This is a genomic window from Streptacidiphilus melanogenes (assembly GCF_000787835.1).
GTDB classification, from domain to species: domain Bacteria; phylum Actinomycetota; class Actinomycetes; order Streptomycetales; family Streptomycetaceae; genus Streptacidiphilus; species Streptacidiphilus melanogenes.
Map to the genome: position 1 here is coordinate 44,940 of NZ_BBPP01000043.1, position 15,217 is coordinate 60,156.

16 protein-coding genes are annotated in these 15,217 nt (G+C 72.1%); 10 read left to right on the forward strand and 6 right to left on the reverse strand.

Translation table 11 applies throughout. The features are described 5' to 3' along the window. The 4 genes from TR49_RS45935 to TR49_RS32155 form a co-directional block, all read left to right on the forward strand. A partial coding sequence (locus TR49_RS45935; RefSeq protein WP_236653617.1) for a TOBE domain-containing protein occupies positions 1 to 193 on the forward strand: 193 nt, incomplete at its 5' end. A 129-nt stretch (positions 194 to 322) separates the two neighbouring features. Next, positions 323 to 994: an HAD family hydrolase gene (locus TR49_RS32145; RefSeq protein WP_236653618.1), complete on the forward strand. Its 672-nt coding sequence runs from the start codon at positions 323 to 325 to the stop codon at positions 992 to 994. A 19-nt stretch (positions 995 to 1,013) separates the two neighbouring features. Next, entirely contained in the window at positions 1,014 to 1,337 is a 324-nt protein-coding gene (locus TR49_RS32150) for a DMT family transporter (protein ID WP_042387873.1), read from the forward strand. 23 nt (positions 1,338 to 1,360) lie between these two features. Then, positions 1,361 to 2,509: a low temperature requirement protein A gene (locus TR49_RS32155; RefSeq protein WP_042387875.1), complete on the forward strand. Its 1,149-nt coding sequence runs from the start codon at positions 1,361 to 1,363 to the stop codon at positions 2,507 to 2,509. 4 nt (positions 2,510 to 2,513) lie between these two features. Here TR49_RS32155 and TR49_RS32160 read toward each other — a convergent pair whose 3' ends face one another. Beyond that, complete coding sequence (locus TR49_RS32160; protein ID WP_042387877.1) at positions 2,514 to 3,509, reverse strand: LysR family transcriptional regulator; 996 nt, start codon at positions 3,507 to 3,509, stop codon at positions 2,514 to 2,516. Positions 3,510 to 3,634: 125 nt separating this feature from the next. Between TR49_RS32160 and TR49_RS32165 the strand changes: the two genes are divergently transcribed. The 5 genes from TR49_RS32165 (at position 3,635) to TR49_RS32185 (ending at position 8,372) form a co-directional block, all read left to right on the forward strand. Then, positions 3,635 to 4,552, forward strand: coding sequence for a zinc-binding dehydrogenase (locus TR49_RS32165; protein WP_042387879.1), 918 nt, complete (start codon positions 3,635 to 3,637; stop codon positions 4,550 to 4,552). 31 nt (positions 4,553 to 4,583) lie between these two features. After that, positions 4,584 to 4,988: a nuclear transport factor 2 family protein gene (locus TR49_RS32170; protein ID WP_042387881.1), complete on the forward strand. Its 405-nt coding sequence runs from the start codon at positions 4,584 to 4,586 to the stop codon at positions 4,986 to 4,988. A gap of 146 nt (positions 4,989 to 5,134) precedes the next feature. Further along, positions 5,135 to 6,505, forward strand: coding sequence for a nucleobase:cation symporter-2 family protein (locus TR49_RS32175; RefSeq protein ID WP_042387884.1), 1,371 nt, complete (start codon positions 5,135 to 5,137; stop codon positions 6,503 to 6,505). A 60-nt stretch (positions 6,506 to 6,565) separates the two neighbouring features. Then, positions 6,566 to 7,894 carry a UDP-glucose dehydrogenase family protein gene (locus TR49_RS32180; RefSeq protein ID WP_042387886.1) on the forward strand — a complete coding sequence of 443 codons (1,329 nt, stop codon included), beginning with the start codon at positions 6,566 to 6,568 and terminating at the stop codon, positions 7,892 to 7,894. 67 nt (positions 7,895 to 7,961) lie between these two features. After that, positions 7,962 to 8,372 (forward strand): CoA-binding protein, encoded by a 411-nt coding sequence (locus tag TR49_RS32185; protein WP_042387887.1) that lies wholly within the window; start codon positions 7,962 to 7,964, stop codon positions 8,370 to 8,372. A gap of 25 nt (positions 8,373 to 8,397) precedes the next feature. Here TR49_RS32185 and TR49_RS32190 read toward each other — a convergent pair whose 3' ends face one another. The 4 genes from TR49_RS32190 to TR49_RS32205 form a co-directional block, all read right to left on the reverse strand. Further along, on the reverse strand, positions 8,398 to 10,035 hold the full coding sequence (locus TR49_RS32190; RefSeq protein WP_042387889.1) for an amidohydrolase: 1,638 nt from the start codon (positions 10,033 to 10,035) through the stop codon (positions 8,398 to 8,400). A 237-nt stretch (positions 10,036 to 10,272) separates the two neighbouring features. Further along, entirely contained in the window at positions 10,273 to 11,472 is a 1,200-nt protein-coding gene (locus TR49_RS32195; protein WP_042387891.1) for a dipeptidase, read from the reverse strand. Between the two features lie 8 nt (positions 11,473 to 11,480). After that, positions 11,481 to 12,005, reverse strand: a complete 525-nt coding sequence (purE, locus tag TR49_RS32200; RefSeq protein WP_042387894.1) for a 5-(carboxyamino)imidazole ribonucleotide mutase — start codon at positions 12,003 to 12,005, stop codon at positions 11,481 to 11,483. Further along, positions 12,002 to 13,141, reverse strand: a complete 1,140-nt coding sequence (locus tag TR49_RS32205) for a 5-(carboxyamino)imidazole ribonucleotide synthase (protein WP_084725653.1) — start codon at positions 13,139 to 13,141, stop codon at positions 12,002 to 12,004. The genes purE and TR49_RS32205 overlap by 4 nt, the downstream gene beginning before the upstream one ends. Positions 13,142 to 13,359: 218 nt before the next feature. Here TR49_RS32205 and TR49_RS32210 point away from each other — a divergent pair, with 218 nt between their 5' ends. Continuing rightward, positions 13,360 to 13,884, forward strand: a complete 525-nt coding sequence (locus tag TR49_RS32210) for a GtrA family protein (RefSeq protein WP_042387898.1) — start codon at positions 13,360 to 13,362, stop codon at positions 13,882 to 13,884. Positions 13,885 to 13,964: 80 nt separating this feature from the next. Here TR49_RS32210 and TR49_RS32215 read toward each other — a convergent pair whose 3' ends face one another. Further along, positions 13,965 to 15,209 carry a sensor histidine kinase gene (locus TR49_RS32215; protein WP_042387900.1) on the reverse strand — a complete coding sequence of 415 codons (1,245 nt, stop codon included), beginning with the start codon at positions 15,207 to 15,209 and terminating at the stop codon, positions 13,965 to 13,967. Between the last annotated feature and the right edge of the window lie 8 nt (positions 15,210 to 15,217).

Here is a 15,217-nt window from a genome sequence, read left to right on the forward strand (position 1 = left end):
GGGCGGCGGCCAGGGCGCCGTCGTCACCGGCACCACCTTCCTCGGTGCCAGCACCCGCCTCACCGTCCAGCTGCCCGACGGCACCCAGCTCAAGGCGGACCTGTCCACCCACGACGCCGCCGCGCTGCCCGCCGGCAGCGGCGTGACCGTCTCGCTGCCCGAGCGCCCCGTCCTGGTCGACGCCCGGCGCTGACACTCGCTTGCAGCCCTTCAGGGGCGCGGCTCGGGGGGCTGCGCTCTTGAAGGGCTGCGACCTCGGCGCGCCCCGGAACACTCCATGAACACCCCTCCGCAACCCATCCCTTCGATGAAAGGCCGATAAGTGCCCTCCCGCTCCAACCTCCAGGCCGTCCTCTTCGACATGGACGGCACCCTCGTCGACACCGAAGGTCTGTGGTGGCAGACGGCGGAGGAGGAGGCGGCGAGACTGGGCCTGACGCTGGGCGAGGAGGACGTTCCGGACGTCCTGGGTCAGGCCGTCGAGCACACCGCGGCCTACCTGTACCGCCGTTGCGAAGGCGTCCGCTCCGAGGGATCGATCGCGACCGCGCTCGACGCGCGGTTCGTGGAGCTGGTCGGGCAGCAGGTCGTGCCGCTGCCGGGGGCGTTGGAGCTGCTGGACGGGCTGGCGCAGGCCGGCATCGCCACCGCGCTGGTCTCCGCGTCGCCGCGTCACGTCGTGGACCTGGTGCTGGACGCGCTGGGGCGGCGTCGCTTCGCGACGTCGTTCGCGGCCGGGGAGACCGCGCAGACCAAGCCCGCCCCGGACCCGTACCTCGCGGCCGTGGAGGCGCTGGGCGCCTCGCCGGACAACTGCGTGGCGGTCGAGGACACCCCGACCGGCGTCGCCTCGGCCGAGGCGGCCGGCGTGGCCGTGGTCGCGGTGCCGTCGCTGACGCCGATCCCGCCCGCCCCGGGGCGCGCGGTGGTCCGCAGCCTGCTCGACGTCGACCTGTCCCTGCTGCAGGGCCTGCTCGACTCCGCTGCCGCGTGACCCGGGTAGCGTGACCGCCATGCCCGCCCTCTTCCTGGCCCTCGCCATCTCCTCGGAGATCTGTGCGACCGTCTCGCTGAAGTACACGCACGGCTTCACCCGCCTCGCCCCGAGCGCCGTCGTGGTGCTCGGGTACGTCGCCTCGTTCGCGCTGCTCAGCCAGGCGCTGAAGCAGATCCCGGTGAGCAGCGCGTACGCGATCTGGTCGGGCGTGGGCACGGCCGTCGTGGCCGCGATCGGCTTCGTCTTCCTCGGCGAGGGCGCGAACGCGTGGAAGGTCGTCGGGATCGCGCTGATCATCGTCGGTGTCATCGCCCTCAACCTCGGCGGCGCGACCCACTGACGGGCGGCCCTTACGCTGACCGCATGAGCGACGGGGTGGAGTTGGCGGGGGGCGAGGACGTCGGGGAGGAGCCGGGGGAGAAGCGGGTCAGCTATGCGGAGGCCTTCTTCGATCTGGTGTGGGTACTGTGCATCACCCAGATCTCCGGGCTGCTGCACCTGGACCACGACCTCGCGGGGGCCGGCCGGGCGCTGATCGTGCTGATCCCCGTCTACTGGTGCTGGGTCGGCAGCACGGTGCTGGCCAACACCCGTGACATCGACAACCCGCGAGGCCGTGTGGGGCTGTTCTCCATCGCCCTGTGCGGCCTCTTCCTCGCGCTCGCGCTGCCGCAGGCGTACGGCGCGCGGGGGCTGCTCTTCGGCGCGGCCTACCTGGTCGCGCGCTGGCTGCTGCTGGCGCAGGTGCTGTGGGGACGCGGGGTGGTCGTCGGACCGATGGGCGTCGGCGCGTTGGTCACCGGTCCGCTGCTGCTGGCCGGCGGATTCGCGCACGGCGACGCGCGCCTGGCGCTGTGGGCGCTGGCCGCCGCGCTCGACCTGCTCACCCCGGCCGTGGCGCGGCGCCGGCTGATGGCGGTCCGGTTCCACCCGACCCACCTGCCGGAGCGCTTCGCGCTGTTCCTGCTGATCGCCCTCGGTGAGGCGATCGTCTCCATCGGCGCCCCGGTGGCCGCGGGGCGGACCCTGCACGCGGACGAGGTGCTGTCGGTCGCGATCGCCTTCGTCGCCGCCTGCGGGCTGTGGTGGGTCTACTTCAGCTACGCCGCCGACGCGATGCGGCACGCGATGACGACCTCGCGGCTGCCCGGCGACATCGTCCGCCAGGTCCTGTCCTACGGTCATCTGGCCTTCGTCAGCGGCGTGATCGCCTTCGCGGCCGGGGTCGGCGCGGCGGCGACGCATCCGGGCGCGCGGCTGCCCCCGGGCGCGCTCGGCCTTCTCTTCGGCGGCTGCGCGCTGTTCCTGGCGGCGTTCGGCTACACGCGGTGGCGCATGTTCCGGCAGATGTCGTGGACCCGGCTGGGAGCGGCGGCCGCCGTGCTCGTGGCGATGGCGCTGTGCGCCCCGCTGCCCGCGCTGGCCTCGCTCGGGGTGCTGGCGGCGCTGCTGGCGGGGCTGAACCTGCTGGAGTACCGGCGGGTGGAGCGTTCGGCGACGCACGAGCTCTGAGCGTTCAGCCGCCGTCGGTGGGGACCATCTCGCGACGGTCGGCCTCGGGGAGCCAGTCGCGGCCGGGTCGGTACTCCAGCCAGCGGCGCGGACGGCCGGTCTCGGCGAAGGCGCGCAGCAGCGCGGGCACGCCCGGGTCCGGCCGGTGCTGGTGCCAGACCAGCGACCAGGCGTAGAGCGGTGTCGGGTCGGCCAGCGGCACGACGGCCAGCTCGGATCCGGGTTCGAGCGGCAGCTCGGAGGGCAGCAGGGTGAAGCCGTCCTCGGTCGCGCGCACGCGCCGCAGCAGATGGTCGAGGCCGAGATTGGCGCCGCCCTCCAGCACCGGGACGCCGAACTGTTCGGCGAAGCGGGCCAGGAAGTCGAGCCTGCCCGCCGCGGCAGGCAGGACCAGGCGCAGCGCGGCCAGTTGCCCGGGCCGCACCTGCCCGGGCCGCACCTGCCCGGCCCGGGCCAGCGGATGGTCGGCCCGGAGCACGGCGTCGACGGGCTCCAGCCGCACGAGCCGGTGGGCGAGCGCCCGTTCGGGCGCGCCGTCCGAGGCGTCGGCGGCGGGATGGAACCGTCCGAAACCCGCGCCGATCTCGCCGCGCGCCAGCGCGGCCGCGACTCCCGGCAGGTCCCGTCCCTGGCCCACCTCGACGGTCACCTGATCCCCCGCCGCCGCGACCGCCTCGCGCACGGTGCGCAGCGGCTCGAAGAGGTGCCCCCACACGTCCAGCCGCAGCGGACGGCCGTCCGCGCGGACGGCGGCGACGGCGGCCGATCCGGCGGCCAGCGCGGCGCGGGCGGGCGTGAGGAACCTGGCCCCGGCGGCGGTGAGTTCGACGCCGCCGCGGTCCCGGTCGAAGAGCCTGACGCCGAACCCCTCCTCCAGCCGCGCGATTCGCTTGGAGAGCCCCTGCTGCGTCAGCGACAGCGCCTCGGCGGCACGGCGGAAGTGCAGCTGCTCGGCTGCCGCGACGAAGGCGCGCACCTGCGCGAGGTCGAGATCGTCCACCCCTCCATCCTGGGCGACAACCGTCGGTTGTCACAGCCCCTTTCCGGTTGTTGGCCGCCCCCGGGCCCCCTCGGCTTAGCTGTTCGTCGTCAGAGCAACCGCCTTCCGCAAGGGAGTTGAGGACGATGAAGGCGTTCACGGCGACGGGCCGGACGGACCGTGCGGTCGAGCTCGGCGACGTGCCGCAGCCCGATCCGCGCGCCGACGAGGTGCTGGTGAAGGTCGACGCGTACTCGGTCAACCGGGGCGAGACCTTCGTGCTGGAGAGCCCGCCCCCGGGCTGGCGGCCGGGCAAGGACGTGGCCGGGCTGGTCGTCCAGGCGGCGGCCGACGGCAGCGGACCGGCCGTGGGGCGGCGCGTGGTCGCCCACCCGCCGGCGTCCGGCTGGGCCGAGTACGTCGCGGTCCCGACCGCCTCGGTGGCCGAACTGCCGGACCGGGTCTCGACGGTGCAGGCCGCGGCGCTGCCGCTGGCGGGGCTCACCGCGCTGCGGCTGCTGCGCGTCGCGGGCTCGCTCGCCGGACGCCGGGTGCTGCTGACCGGCGCGTCCGGCGGTGTCGGGCACTACGTCACGGAGCTGGCCGCCGCTGCTGGCGCGGAGCTCACGGCGGTCAGCCGCTCGATCGAACGCGGCGCCCGGCTGGCCGAGTTCGGCGCCACCGTGGTCGGCCGCGTCGAGGACGCGGCGGGCCCGTTCGAGCTGGTGCTGGAGTCCACCGGAGGCGCGAACCTGGCCACGGCGCTGGCCCGGCTGACACCACGTGGGCAGCTGATCTGGTTCGGCCAGGCCAGCCGCGAGCCCGCCACCGTCAGCTTCTTCGACCTGCTGAGCGGCCCGGTCTCGGCGACCGTCCGTCACTTCAGCTACGCCGACTTCGACCGGCCCTACGGCGAGGACCTCGCCACGCTGGTCCGCCTGGTCGCGCAGGACCGGCTGCATCCGGAGATCGGCCTGGTGCGCGACTGGAGCGAGACCGCCGGGGTCCTGACCGACCTGCGCGAGCGCCGCGTCCGCGGCAACGCCGTACTGACCCTGTCCTGACCCCCGTCACTTGCCAAGGAGACACCACACCATGACCACCATCGACCCCCGCACCGTCGTCGTGGACTACGTCAACGCCGTCGCCGAGGGCGACCTGGACGCCATCGTGGCGAGCTTCGCCGACGACGCCACCTGGACCTACCCGGGCGACCTGCCGCTCAGCCGCGTCTGGCGGGGCCGGGACGCGATCGTCGGCGACTTCCTGGGCGGCGCGGGCGTGCTCTTCGCACCCGACAGCACCCCCGAGGTCACACTGACCAACGTGATCGCCGACGGCGAGCAGGTCGTGGCGGAGTGGACCTCCAGGGGCGTCACCGTGAACGGCCACATCTACGACAACCAGTGTCTCGGCGTCTTCACCGTGCGGGACGTGCGGATCGTCTCGGTTCGCGAGTACACCGACACGCAGCACGTCGAGCGGACCCTCTTCGGATGACTTGTAGATTCCTCCAGATAGCTCAACAATCTGTTGACGCTCCCCTTGGGTGGACCTACGTTTTCCTTCAATCGAAAAGCGGATACCACATCGCGGAATTTCGAGAGAAAGTCGCCTCGCCCCAGCCCCACCCCTGGAGGTCCCGAGTGCCCGCCTCTCCCGCGCCCCACCCCGTCGACGAACTGCTGCCCCCGCCCAAACTGCTCGCCTACGGTCTCCAGCACATCGCCGCCATGTACGCCGGAGTGGTCGCCCCGCCGCTGATCATCGGCACCGCGGTCGGCCTCACCGGCGGCGAGCTGACGCTGCTGATCGGCGCCGCTCTGCTCACCTCGGGCCTCGCCACGCTGCTGCAGACGCTGGGCGTATGGCGGATCGGCTCCCGGCTGCCGTTCGTCAACGGCATCAGCTTCGCCGGCGTCGCCCCGATGCTCGCCATCGTCAAGCAGTCCCATCCCGGCCAGGCCCTGCCCGCCATCTACGGCGCCCTGCTGATCGCCGGAGCCGCCGCCTTCCTGGCGGCACCCTGGTTCTCGCGCTTCAACCGCTTCTTCCCGCCCGTGGTCAGCGGCACGGTCATCACCCTGATCGGCCTCTCGCTCTTCCCGGTCGCGGCCGGCTGGGCGCAGGGCGGCAACCCCGCCGCCGCGGACTTCGGCTCCGCCTCCAACATCACCCTGGCGGGCGTGACCCTGGCCGTGGTGCTGCTGCTCAACCGCTTCCTGCGCGGCTTCCTCGGCAGCATCAGCATCCTGCTCGGCCTCGCCGTCGGCACGCTGCTGGCGATCCCCTTCGGCAAGACCGACTTCGGCGCGCTCGGCAGGGTGCCGGTCTTCTCGGTGCCCTCGCCGTTCCACTTCGGCGCACCGACCTTCCAAGTCGGCGCGATCATCTCGATGCTCATCGTGATGCTGGTCTCGATGACCGAGAGCACCGCCGACCTGCTCGCCCTCGGCGAGATCGTGGACCGCCCCGCCGACGAGCGCACCATCGAAGGCGGCCTGCGCGCCGACGGCGCGGCGACCGTCCTGGCCGCCTGCCTGAACGGCTTCGCGGCCACCGCCTTCGCCCAGAACATCGGGCTGATCGCGCTCACCAAGGTGCGCAGCCGGTACGTCGTGGCGGCGAGCGGCGTGATCCTGATCCTGCTCGGCCTCTTCCCCGTCGCGGGCGCGGTGGTCAGCATCGTCCCCCAGCCGGTCCTCGGCGGCGCGGGCCTGGCCCTCTTCGGCACGGTCACCGCCAGCGGCGTCCGCACGCTGACCGCCGCACGGCTCGACGAGAGCGGCAACCTGCTGACCGTCGCGGTGGCCCTGGGCTTCGGCGTGCTGCCGATCGCGGCCCCGAACTTCTACGCGCACTTCCCGTCGCTGGTACAGACGATCATGAACAGCGGCATCAGCGCGGGCTGCCTCGTCGCCGTCACGCTGAACGTCTTCTTCAACCAGCTGGGCCGCCGCAGCGACGTGGCGGCGGAGAGCGAGCGGCCCCGCGAACGGGAGGCGGCGGTGCACTGACCGGGCGGCGGCGCACCGACCGAGGGGCGCGGGCAACCGCAGCGGGTAGGCTCCCTCAACATGAGAATCACCGTCATCGGGACCGGCTACCTGGGTGCGACTCACGCCGCCTGCATGGCCGAGCTGGGCTACGAGGTGCTCGGCCTGGACATCGACCCGGAGAAGATCGCGACGCTCTCCCAGGGCCGGGTCCCGATGTACGAGCCGGGACTCGACCCGCTGCTGGCCAAGCACGTCGAGTCCGGGCGGCTGCGCTTCACCACCGACTGGGCCGAGGTCGGCGCCTTCGGCGACGTGCACTTCGTCTGCACCAACACGCCGCAGCGCAAGGGCGAGTTCGCCTGCGACATGAGCTACGTCGAGTCCGCGTTCGACCTGCTCGCCCCGCACCTGCGGAAGAGCGCGCTCGTCGTGGGCAAGTCCACAGTCCCCGTCGGCAGCGCTGCGCGCCTCGCCGAGCGCCTCGCGGCAGGCGCGCCCGAGGAGATCGCCTCCAGCGTGGAGCTGGCGTGGAACCCTGAATTCCTGCGCGAGGGCTACGCCGTGCAGGACACCCTGCGCCCGGACCGGCTCGTCGTCGGCGTCCGCGCCGGCGGGCGCGGAGAGGCGGTGCTGCGCGAGCTCTACGCGCCGCTGACCGACGCGGGCGTGCCGCTCCTGGTGACGGACTACCCGACGGCCGAGCTGGTGAAGACCGCCGCGAACTCCTTCCTGGCGACCAAGATCTCCTTCATCAACGCCATGGCCGAGGTCTGCGAGGCATCCGGCGCGGACGTGGTCCAGCTCTCCGCCGCGCTCGCCTACGACGACCGCATCGGCGGCCGGTTCCTCAATGCCGGGCTCGGCTTCGGCGGCGGCTGCCTGCCCAAGGACATCCGCGCGTTCATGGCCCGGGCCGGGGAGCTCGGCGCGGACCAGGCGCTGACCTTCCTGCGCGAGGTCGACTCGATCAACATGCGCCGCCGCTCGCGGATGGTCGAGCTCGCCCGCGAGCAGTGCGGCGGCGGCTTCCTCGGTCGCCGCATCGCGGTGCTCGGCGCGGCCTTCAAGCCGAACTCCGACGACGTGCGCGACTCCCCCGCGCTCAACGTCGCGGCCCAGATCCAGCTGCAGGGCGGACAGGTCACCGTCTACGACCCGAAGGCCATGGACAACGCCCGCAAGCTCTTCCCCGGCCTGTCCTTCGCCGACAGCGCACTGGAGGCCTCGACCGGCGCGCGCGTCGTGCTGCACCTGACCGAGTGGCAGGAGTTCCGCGAGCTCGACCCGGCGGAGCTCGGTGCGGTCGTCTCCGAGCGCCGCATCTTGGACGGCCGCAACGTCCTCGACCCGCACACCTGGCGCGCCGCGGGCTGGACCTACCGCGCCCTGGGCCGCCCGGGCGAGTAGGAATGAGCCGCCCCCGCATCGCGTTCTTGCGATAGGGAGTACCGGCGATGCGAGACAGGAGCGACGGATGTACGGCGACAGCGAGACGGTACGGCGGATCCTGACCGAGTCCGGAGACACCTGGGCGATCGTCGGCCTCTCCGGGAACCGGGACCGCGCCGCCTACGGCGTCGCGCGCGTGCTCCAGCTCTTCGGCAAGCGGATCGTGCCGGTGCACCCCAAGGGCGAGACGGTGCACGGCGAGCCGGGCTACCGGAGCCTCGCCGACATCCCGTTCCCGGTCGACGTGGTGGACGTGTTCGTCAACAGCGAGCTGGCCGGCGCCGTTGCGGACCAGGCCGTGGCGGTGGGCGCGAAGGCCGTCTGGTTCCAGCTCGGCGTCGTCGACGAGGAAGCCTACGACCGCGCACTGACGGCTGGGCTGGACATGGTCATGAACCGCTGCCCCGCCATCGAGATCCCGCTGCTGGACGACTGACGTCCCTCGCCGACCCGCTCCCGCCTCAGTCGGCGGCGTGAACCCGCTCGCCGCCGACGAAGGTCTGCAGGACGCGGGTCGCGCCGATCTCGTCCTGCGGACCCGCGTACGGGTCGCGGTCCAGGACGACGAGGTCGGCCAGCGCGCCCGGGCGGATCACACCGGCGTCGTCGAGGTGGTTCACATGCGCGCTGCCCGCCGTGTACGCGGCGATGGCGGTGGTGAGATCCAGACGCTGCGCCGGCAGGAAGACTTCACGGTCGTCCTCGTGGTTGACCCGGTTCACAGCCACATGGATGCCGAGCCACGGATCCGGCGAGGACACCGGCCAGTCGCTGCCCGCCGCCAGCGTCGCCCCCGCGTTCAGCAGGTCGCCGAACGGGTACTGCCACGACGCCAGCTCCCCGCCCAGGAACGGGATGCACAGCTCGTCCATCTGCGGCTCGTGCGCCGCCCACAGCGGCTGCAGGTTGGCGACCGCGCCGAGGCGCGCGAAGCGCGGCACGTCGTCCGGGTGCACGACCTGCAGGTGCGCGAGGTGGTGCCGGTTGTCGCGGCGTCCGTTGGCGGCGACCGCCGCCTCCACGGCGTCCAGCGCCTCGCGCACCGCGCGGTCGCCGAGCGCGTGGAAGTGCACCTGGAAGCCGAGCGCGTCCAGCTCGGTCACGTGCGACTTCAGTGCCTCGGGGTCGACGAAGCTGAGGCCGCTGTTGGCGGTCGTGCAGCCGCAGGCGTCCTTGTAGGGGACGGTCATCGCCGCGGTCCAGTTCTCGGCGATGCCGTCCTGCATGATCTTCACTGACCCGGCCCGGAACCGACCTGCCGTCAGCTTGTCCCGGCGCGCGACCAGTTCGGGAATCTGTTCGGCGCCGCGCTCGCGGTCCCACCACAGCGCACCGTTCACCCGCGCCGTCAGCCGCCCGTCGCCGGCCGCGGCGAGGTAGGCGTCGGAGACGTCCGGCTGCCCGTTGAAGACGCCGAGGATCGCGTCCTGCCAACCGGTGATCCCGAGCGAGTGCAGGTGCTCCTGTGCGCGCAGCAGCCCCTTGACCCGGTCCTCGACGGTGCCCTTCGGCACGACGCGGGCGACCAGGTTGGTCGCGCCCTCCTGGAGCATGCCGGACGGGGTGCCGTCCGCCTCGCGCTCGACCCGGCCGTCGGCCGGGTCGGGGGTGTCCGCGGTGACGCCCGCGAGCTCCAGCGCGCGGGTGTTGGCCCAGGCCCCGTGATGGTCGCGGTTGAGCAGGAGGACGGGCCGGTCCGGCACGATCTCGTCCAGCAGCGCGCGGCTCGGCTGCCCGCCCTTGAACGCCTCCATGGCCCACCCCGCCCCGGTGATCCACGGCTGCGCCGGATGCGTGGCCGCGTAGGCGGCGATGCGGCGGCGGTACTCCCCCAGGTCGGTGGTCCCGGACAGGTCGCACTCGCCCATCTCGACGCCGCCGTACACCGCGTGCACGTGGGCGTCCTGGAACCCCGGCAGCAGCGCCTTGCCCCGCAGGTCGACGATCTCCGTCTCCGGTCCGGCCAGCTCCATCAGGTCGTCGTGGCCGACGGCCAGCACCCGTTGCCCACTCACGGCGACGGCGGTCGCCCTGGTCCGCGCGGCGTCCATCGTGATGACGGGACCACCTACGAAGAGGAGGTCGATGTCGTTCGCCATGCGGATTCCCCCTGTCAACGGCGATGTCAGACAAATGCTAACCGTTGCCAAGGCATATGCCGGGAGGCGGGGATGGCCACTTGACCGCATGTCAGCAGGGCCCGCAAGGGGCGCGGGGAACGGCGCGACAAGCCACCCTGTGTGGTGAGTCGCCGCACGAGCGGGGCCATCCACCACGTGGTTGCTCGCGCAGTTCCCCGCGCCCCTTGCGGGTGCAGCTGCCTGCGGGAGCGAAAACTAACCGTCCAGCTGGTCGATCGTCGCGATGGACGGAGCCACCTCCGCCATCCCTCGGGCCACCGACTCCGCGTCGCGGAGCACGCGGACCGCGTTGCCCCAGGTGAGCTTGGCGAGGTCGTCCCGCGACCACCCGCGTCGCATCAGCTCGGCGACGAGGTTCGGGTAACCGGCGACGTCCTCCAGGCCCTGCGGGGTGAACGCCGTGCCGTCGTAGTCGCCGCCGAGGCCGATGTGGTCGACGCCGGCCACCTCGCGCATGTGGTCGAGGTGGTCGGCCACCGTCGACTCCGTCGCGAGCGGGCGCGGGTTCGCCGCCTCGAACGCCGATTGGACGGCGAGGCCGTCGGGTGAGAGGTCGAGGGGGTGGAAGCCGTGGGCGACCATGTTCTCGTCCGCACGCCGGGTCCAGGCGACCGCCTCGGGGAGGATGAACTTCGGGACGAACGTCGCCATCGCCACACCCCCGTTCGCGGGGAGCGCGGCCAGGACGTCGTCGGGGATGTTGCGGACGTGGTCGCACACGGCCCGCGCCGACGAGTGCGAGAAGACGACCGGCGCGGCCGTCACCCGCAGCGCCGCCCTCATGGTGTCCGCGGAGACGTGCGAGAGGTCGACCAGCATGCCGAGGCGGTTCATCTCCCGCACGACCTCCTCGCCGAAGCGGGTGAGGCCGCCCGCCTTCGGCTCGTCGGTCGCGGAGTCCGCCCAGTCGTTGTTGTCGTTGTGGGTGAGCGTCATGTACCGCACGCCCAGCGCGTACAGCGCGCGCAGCGCCGCCAGGGAGTTGTTGATGGAGTGGCCGCCCTCGGCGCCCATCAGCGAAGCGATCCTTCCCTCCGCCCGCGCCGCCTCCATCCCGTCGGCGGTCAGCGCGAGCCGCAGCTGCTCCGGATAGCGTGCGACCAGGGCGTGGACGAAGTCCACCTGCTCCAGCGTGGCGGTGACCGCGTCCCCGCCCTCGACCCGCGACGGAGTGGACGGCACGTAGACGGACCAGAACTGCGCGCCGACACCGCCGGCGCGCAGCCGGGCGAGGTCGGTGTGCAGGTGGCTGCGCTGGTCGTCGGCGATATCACGCCGGCTCAGGTCGTAGCGGACCTGCTCGCGCAGCTTCCAGGGCAGGTCGTTGTGCCCGTCGACGATGGGGTGCTCGGTGAGCAGGTCCATCGCCCGGGCCAGCAGCTCGGCGTCGGCCATCTCCGGACTCAGCCCCCGAAGCCGAAGCTCGCGCTTCCGACCTTGGACCGCAGCTTGCGGCCCTTCTCGGAGGCCTGCTCGTTCAGCTCCTGCTGGAACTCGGTCATGCGCTGCGCCAGGTCCGGGTCGAACGCGGCCAGCAACCGGACCGCCAGCAGCCCGGCGTTGCGGGCACCGCCGACGGAGACCGTGGCGACGGGCACACCGGCCGGCATCTGCACGATCGACAGGAGCGAGTCCATGCCGTCCAGGTACTTCAGCGGCACCGGGACGCCGATGACCGGCAGCGTGGTGACCGAGGCGAGCATGCCCGGCAGGTGGGCGGCACCGCCCGCGCCCGCGATGATCGCCTTCAGGCCCCGGCCGGCCGCGGCCTCACCGTAGGAGATCATCTCGCGGGGCATCCGGTGCGCGGAGACGACGTCCACCTCGAAGGGGATCTCGAACTCCTCCAGCGCCTGGGCGGCGGCCTCCATGACGGGCCAGTCGGAGTCCGAGCCCATGACGATGCCGACGAGCGGCTGCTCGCTCATTCTGTGATGTCCCCTCGAAGGTACGCGGCGGCGTGGCGGGCGCGCTCGCGCACGTCCTCCAGGTCGTCGCCGAACACTGTGACGTGGCCCACCTTACGGCCGGGCTTCACGTCCTTGCCGTACATGTGGATGCGCAGGCCGGGGTCGCGCGCCAGGCAGTGCAGGTACGCGCTGTACATGTCCGGGTAGTCGCCGCCGAGCACGTTCACCATGACCGTCCACGGCTGGCGCGGACGCGGGTCGCCGAGCGGCAGGTCCAGCACGGCGCGGATGTGGTTCTCGAACTGCGAGGTGACTGCGCCGTCGATGCTCCAGTGTCCGGAGTTGTGCGGACGCATCGCGAGCTCGTTGACGAGCACGCGGCCGTCGCGGGTCTCGAACAGCTCCACCGCAAGGTGACCGGTGATGTCCAGCTCGCCCGCGATGCGCAGCGCGAGCGCCTGTGCCTCGGCGGCGAGGTGCGCCGACAGGTTCGGCGCGGGGGCGACGACCTCGTGGCAGATGCCGTCCTTCTGCACGGACTCGACGACCGGGTAGGCCACGGCCTGCCCGTGCGGGGAGCGCACGACGTCGGCGGCGAGCTCGCGCACGAAGTCGACCTTCTCCTCCGCGAGCACCGGGACCCCGGCCCGGAACGGCTCGGCGGCCTCGGCCTCGTCCTTGACCACCCAGACGCCCTTGCCGTCGTACCCCCCACGGGTGGTCTTCAGCACGACCGGATAGCCGTCACCCTCTTGGGCGAACTGGGTCACGTCGGCCGGGTCGGCGACCAGGCGGTGCCGGGGACAGGGCACGCCGAGGCTGTCCAGCTTGGCCCGCATCAGGCCCTTGTCCTGTGCGAACACCAGCGCGTCCGGCCCAGGCCGGACGTTCACGCCCTCGGCGAGGAGGGTACGCAGATGCTCGGTGGGCACGTGTTCGTGATCGAAAGTGATCACGTCGCAACCGGCGGCGAAGCGACGCAGGGTCTCCAGGTCGCGGTAGTCGCCGAGGACGACGTCGTTCACCGCGAGCGCGGCCGAGTCCTGCGGTGTGTCCGCGAGCAGCCTGAACCGCACCCCCAGCGGGATCGCCGCATCGTGCGCCATCCGGGCCAGCTGCCCGCCACCGATCATGCCCACTACCGGAAAAGTCACACGGCAAGGATATCGGGCACCGGAACGGTCGGATCCGCGCAGGTCGCGGGCAGGGCTGTGAAGGTGCACGAGGGCCAGAGTTCCGTGAGGATTTAACAGGAGAAGTATTTGTCACACCGGCGAGCCGACTATCGTCGTGTACGGCACACGCACCTGCGCGTCGAGCGCGGCATCACGAGTCCGCGCCCAGTAGCCGAGTAGAGACGGATCCTGCTGTCATGACCGCTTCCCCCCTCACCGGCGGACGTACGCCGAGTGCTCTGCGCCGCATTGCGAACGAGGTGGCCAAGTTCGGCATCGTCGGGATATCCGGCGTCGTCATCCAGCTGATCAGCTTCGGCATCCTGCTGGACTTCATGCAGACGGTCCGCGCCAACATCGTCGCCACGCTGATCGCGATCGCCACCAACTACGTCGGCTACCGCTACTGGGTCTACCGGGACGCGGACAAGAAGACGCGCTCGCGCGAGATCTCGCTGTTCCTGGTCTTCAGCGCGATCGGCCTGGTGATCCAGAACGGCGTGCTCTACGTGCTGACCTACGGGCTGGACTTCCACACCAAGCTGGAGAGCCTGGTCTGCAGCGTCATCGGCATCGGCGTCGCCACGGTGTTCCGCTTCTGGGCCTACCGCACGTGGGTCTTCCGCGTCGTCCCGCAGGCGGAGGAGGCCCTGGACGCGGCCGAGCAGATCCTGGCCGCGGAGCACGTCAAGCGCAGCGCGTCGGTCACCCACCGCCGCTGAGGTCATGAGCACGGGAAGGGGCGCGGGGCTCGGTCGAGCCCCGCGCCCCTTCCCGTCTCACGTCTGCCTGGCTTCCCGTGTCAGGTCTGCCTGGCCATGAAGAGGGCGAAGACCGGCGGCCGCTGTGAGAGCAGCTCGAGACGGCCGCCGTCGGCCTCGGCGAGGTCGCGGGCGACGGCCAGGCCGATGCCCGTGCTGTTGTGGCCGCTGACCGCGCGTTCGAAGACCCGGGCGCCGAGTTCGTCGGGAACGCCCGCGCCCTCGTCCTGGACCTCGATGACGACGCGGGTGTCCCGGACACGGGTGCGGATGGTGACGTTGCCGTCCCCGTGCATCAGCGAGTTCTCGATCAGGGCCGCGATCACCTGCGCGACCGCGCCCGGCGTGCCGACCGCCCACAGGCCGGGCGGGCCCTCGACGTAGAGCTTGCGGCCGTACCGGCGCAGGGCGGGGCGCCACTCCTCCGCCTGCTGCTTGATGACCTCGTCCACGTCGAACGCGACCGCCGCCGTGTTGCGCGACTCCCTGCTGTTGGTGAGCAGGCGCTGCACCACGTCGGTCAGGCGTTCCACCTGGCCGAGGGCGATCGCGGCCTCCTCCTTGACGGTGTCCAGGTCGTCCGTCTCGACGATCTCCTCCAGCCGCATCGACAGTGCGGTCAGCGGGGTGCGCAGCTGGTGGGAGGCGTCGGCGGCGAGCCGGCGCTCGGCGGTGAGCATGCGGCCGATCCGATCCGCGCTCTGGTCGAGCACCTCGGCGACGCGGTCGAGCTCGGCCATGCCGTAGCGGCGCTGGCGCGGACGGGGGTCGCCGGAGCCGAGGCGCTCGGCGGTCTCGGCGAGCTCGATCAGCGGGCGGGTGATGCGCTTGGCCTGCCAGCTGGCCAGGGCCATCGCCGCGGCGACGGTCAGCGCGGCGACGCCGACGAGCAGCAGCAGCATCCGCAGGATGGAGTTGTCGACGGGCCCGCGTGACTCCTGGACCACGATGGTCTCGCCGTGCGGGCCGGTCTCCGTCGCGGTGACCGGGTCAGCCCCCGAGGGCGGAGCGCCGATGACGATCGGCGCGGCGGTGCCGGGGATGTGGACGACGGCGTAGCGGCCGGAGCCGGAGTCGTTCAGGCCGACCAGGGCGGCCCCGTCGATCGGCTCGTTCGCGGCGTAGCGGTTCTCGATGACGCCGACCATGTGCAGCGCCTCGGTCTTGACCGCGTCGGACGCGGAGCCCTCGATGCTGCGTTTCTCCACCAGGGCCAGCGGCACGCTGAACAGGGCGACGGTCACCAGCACCACCGCCAGGGTGGAGTTGAGCAGCCTGCGTTTCACCTACGACC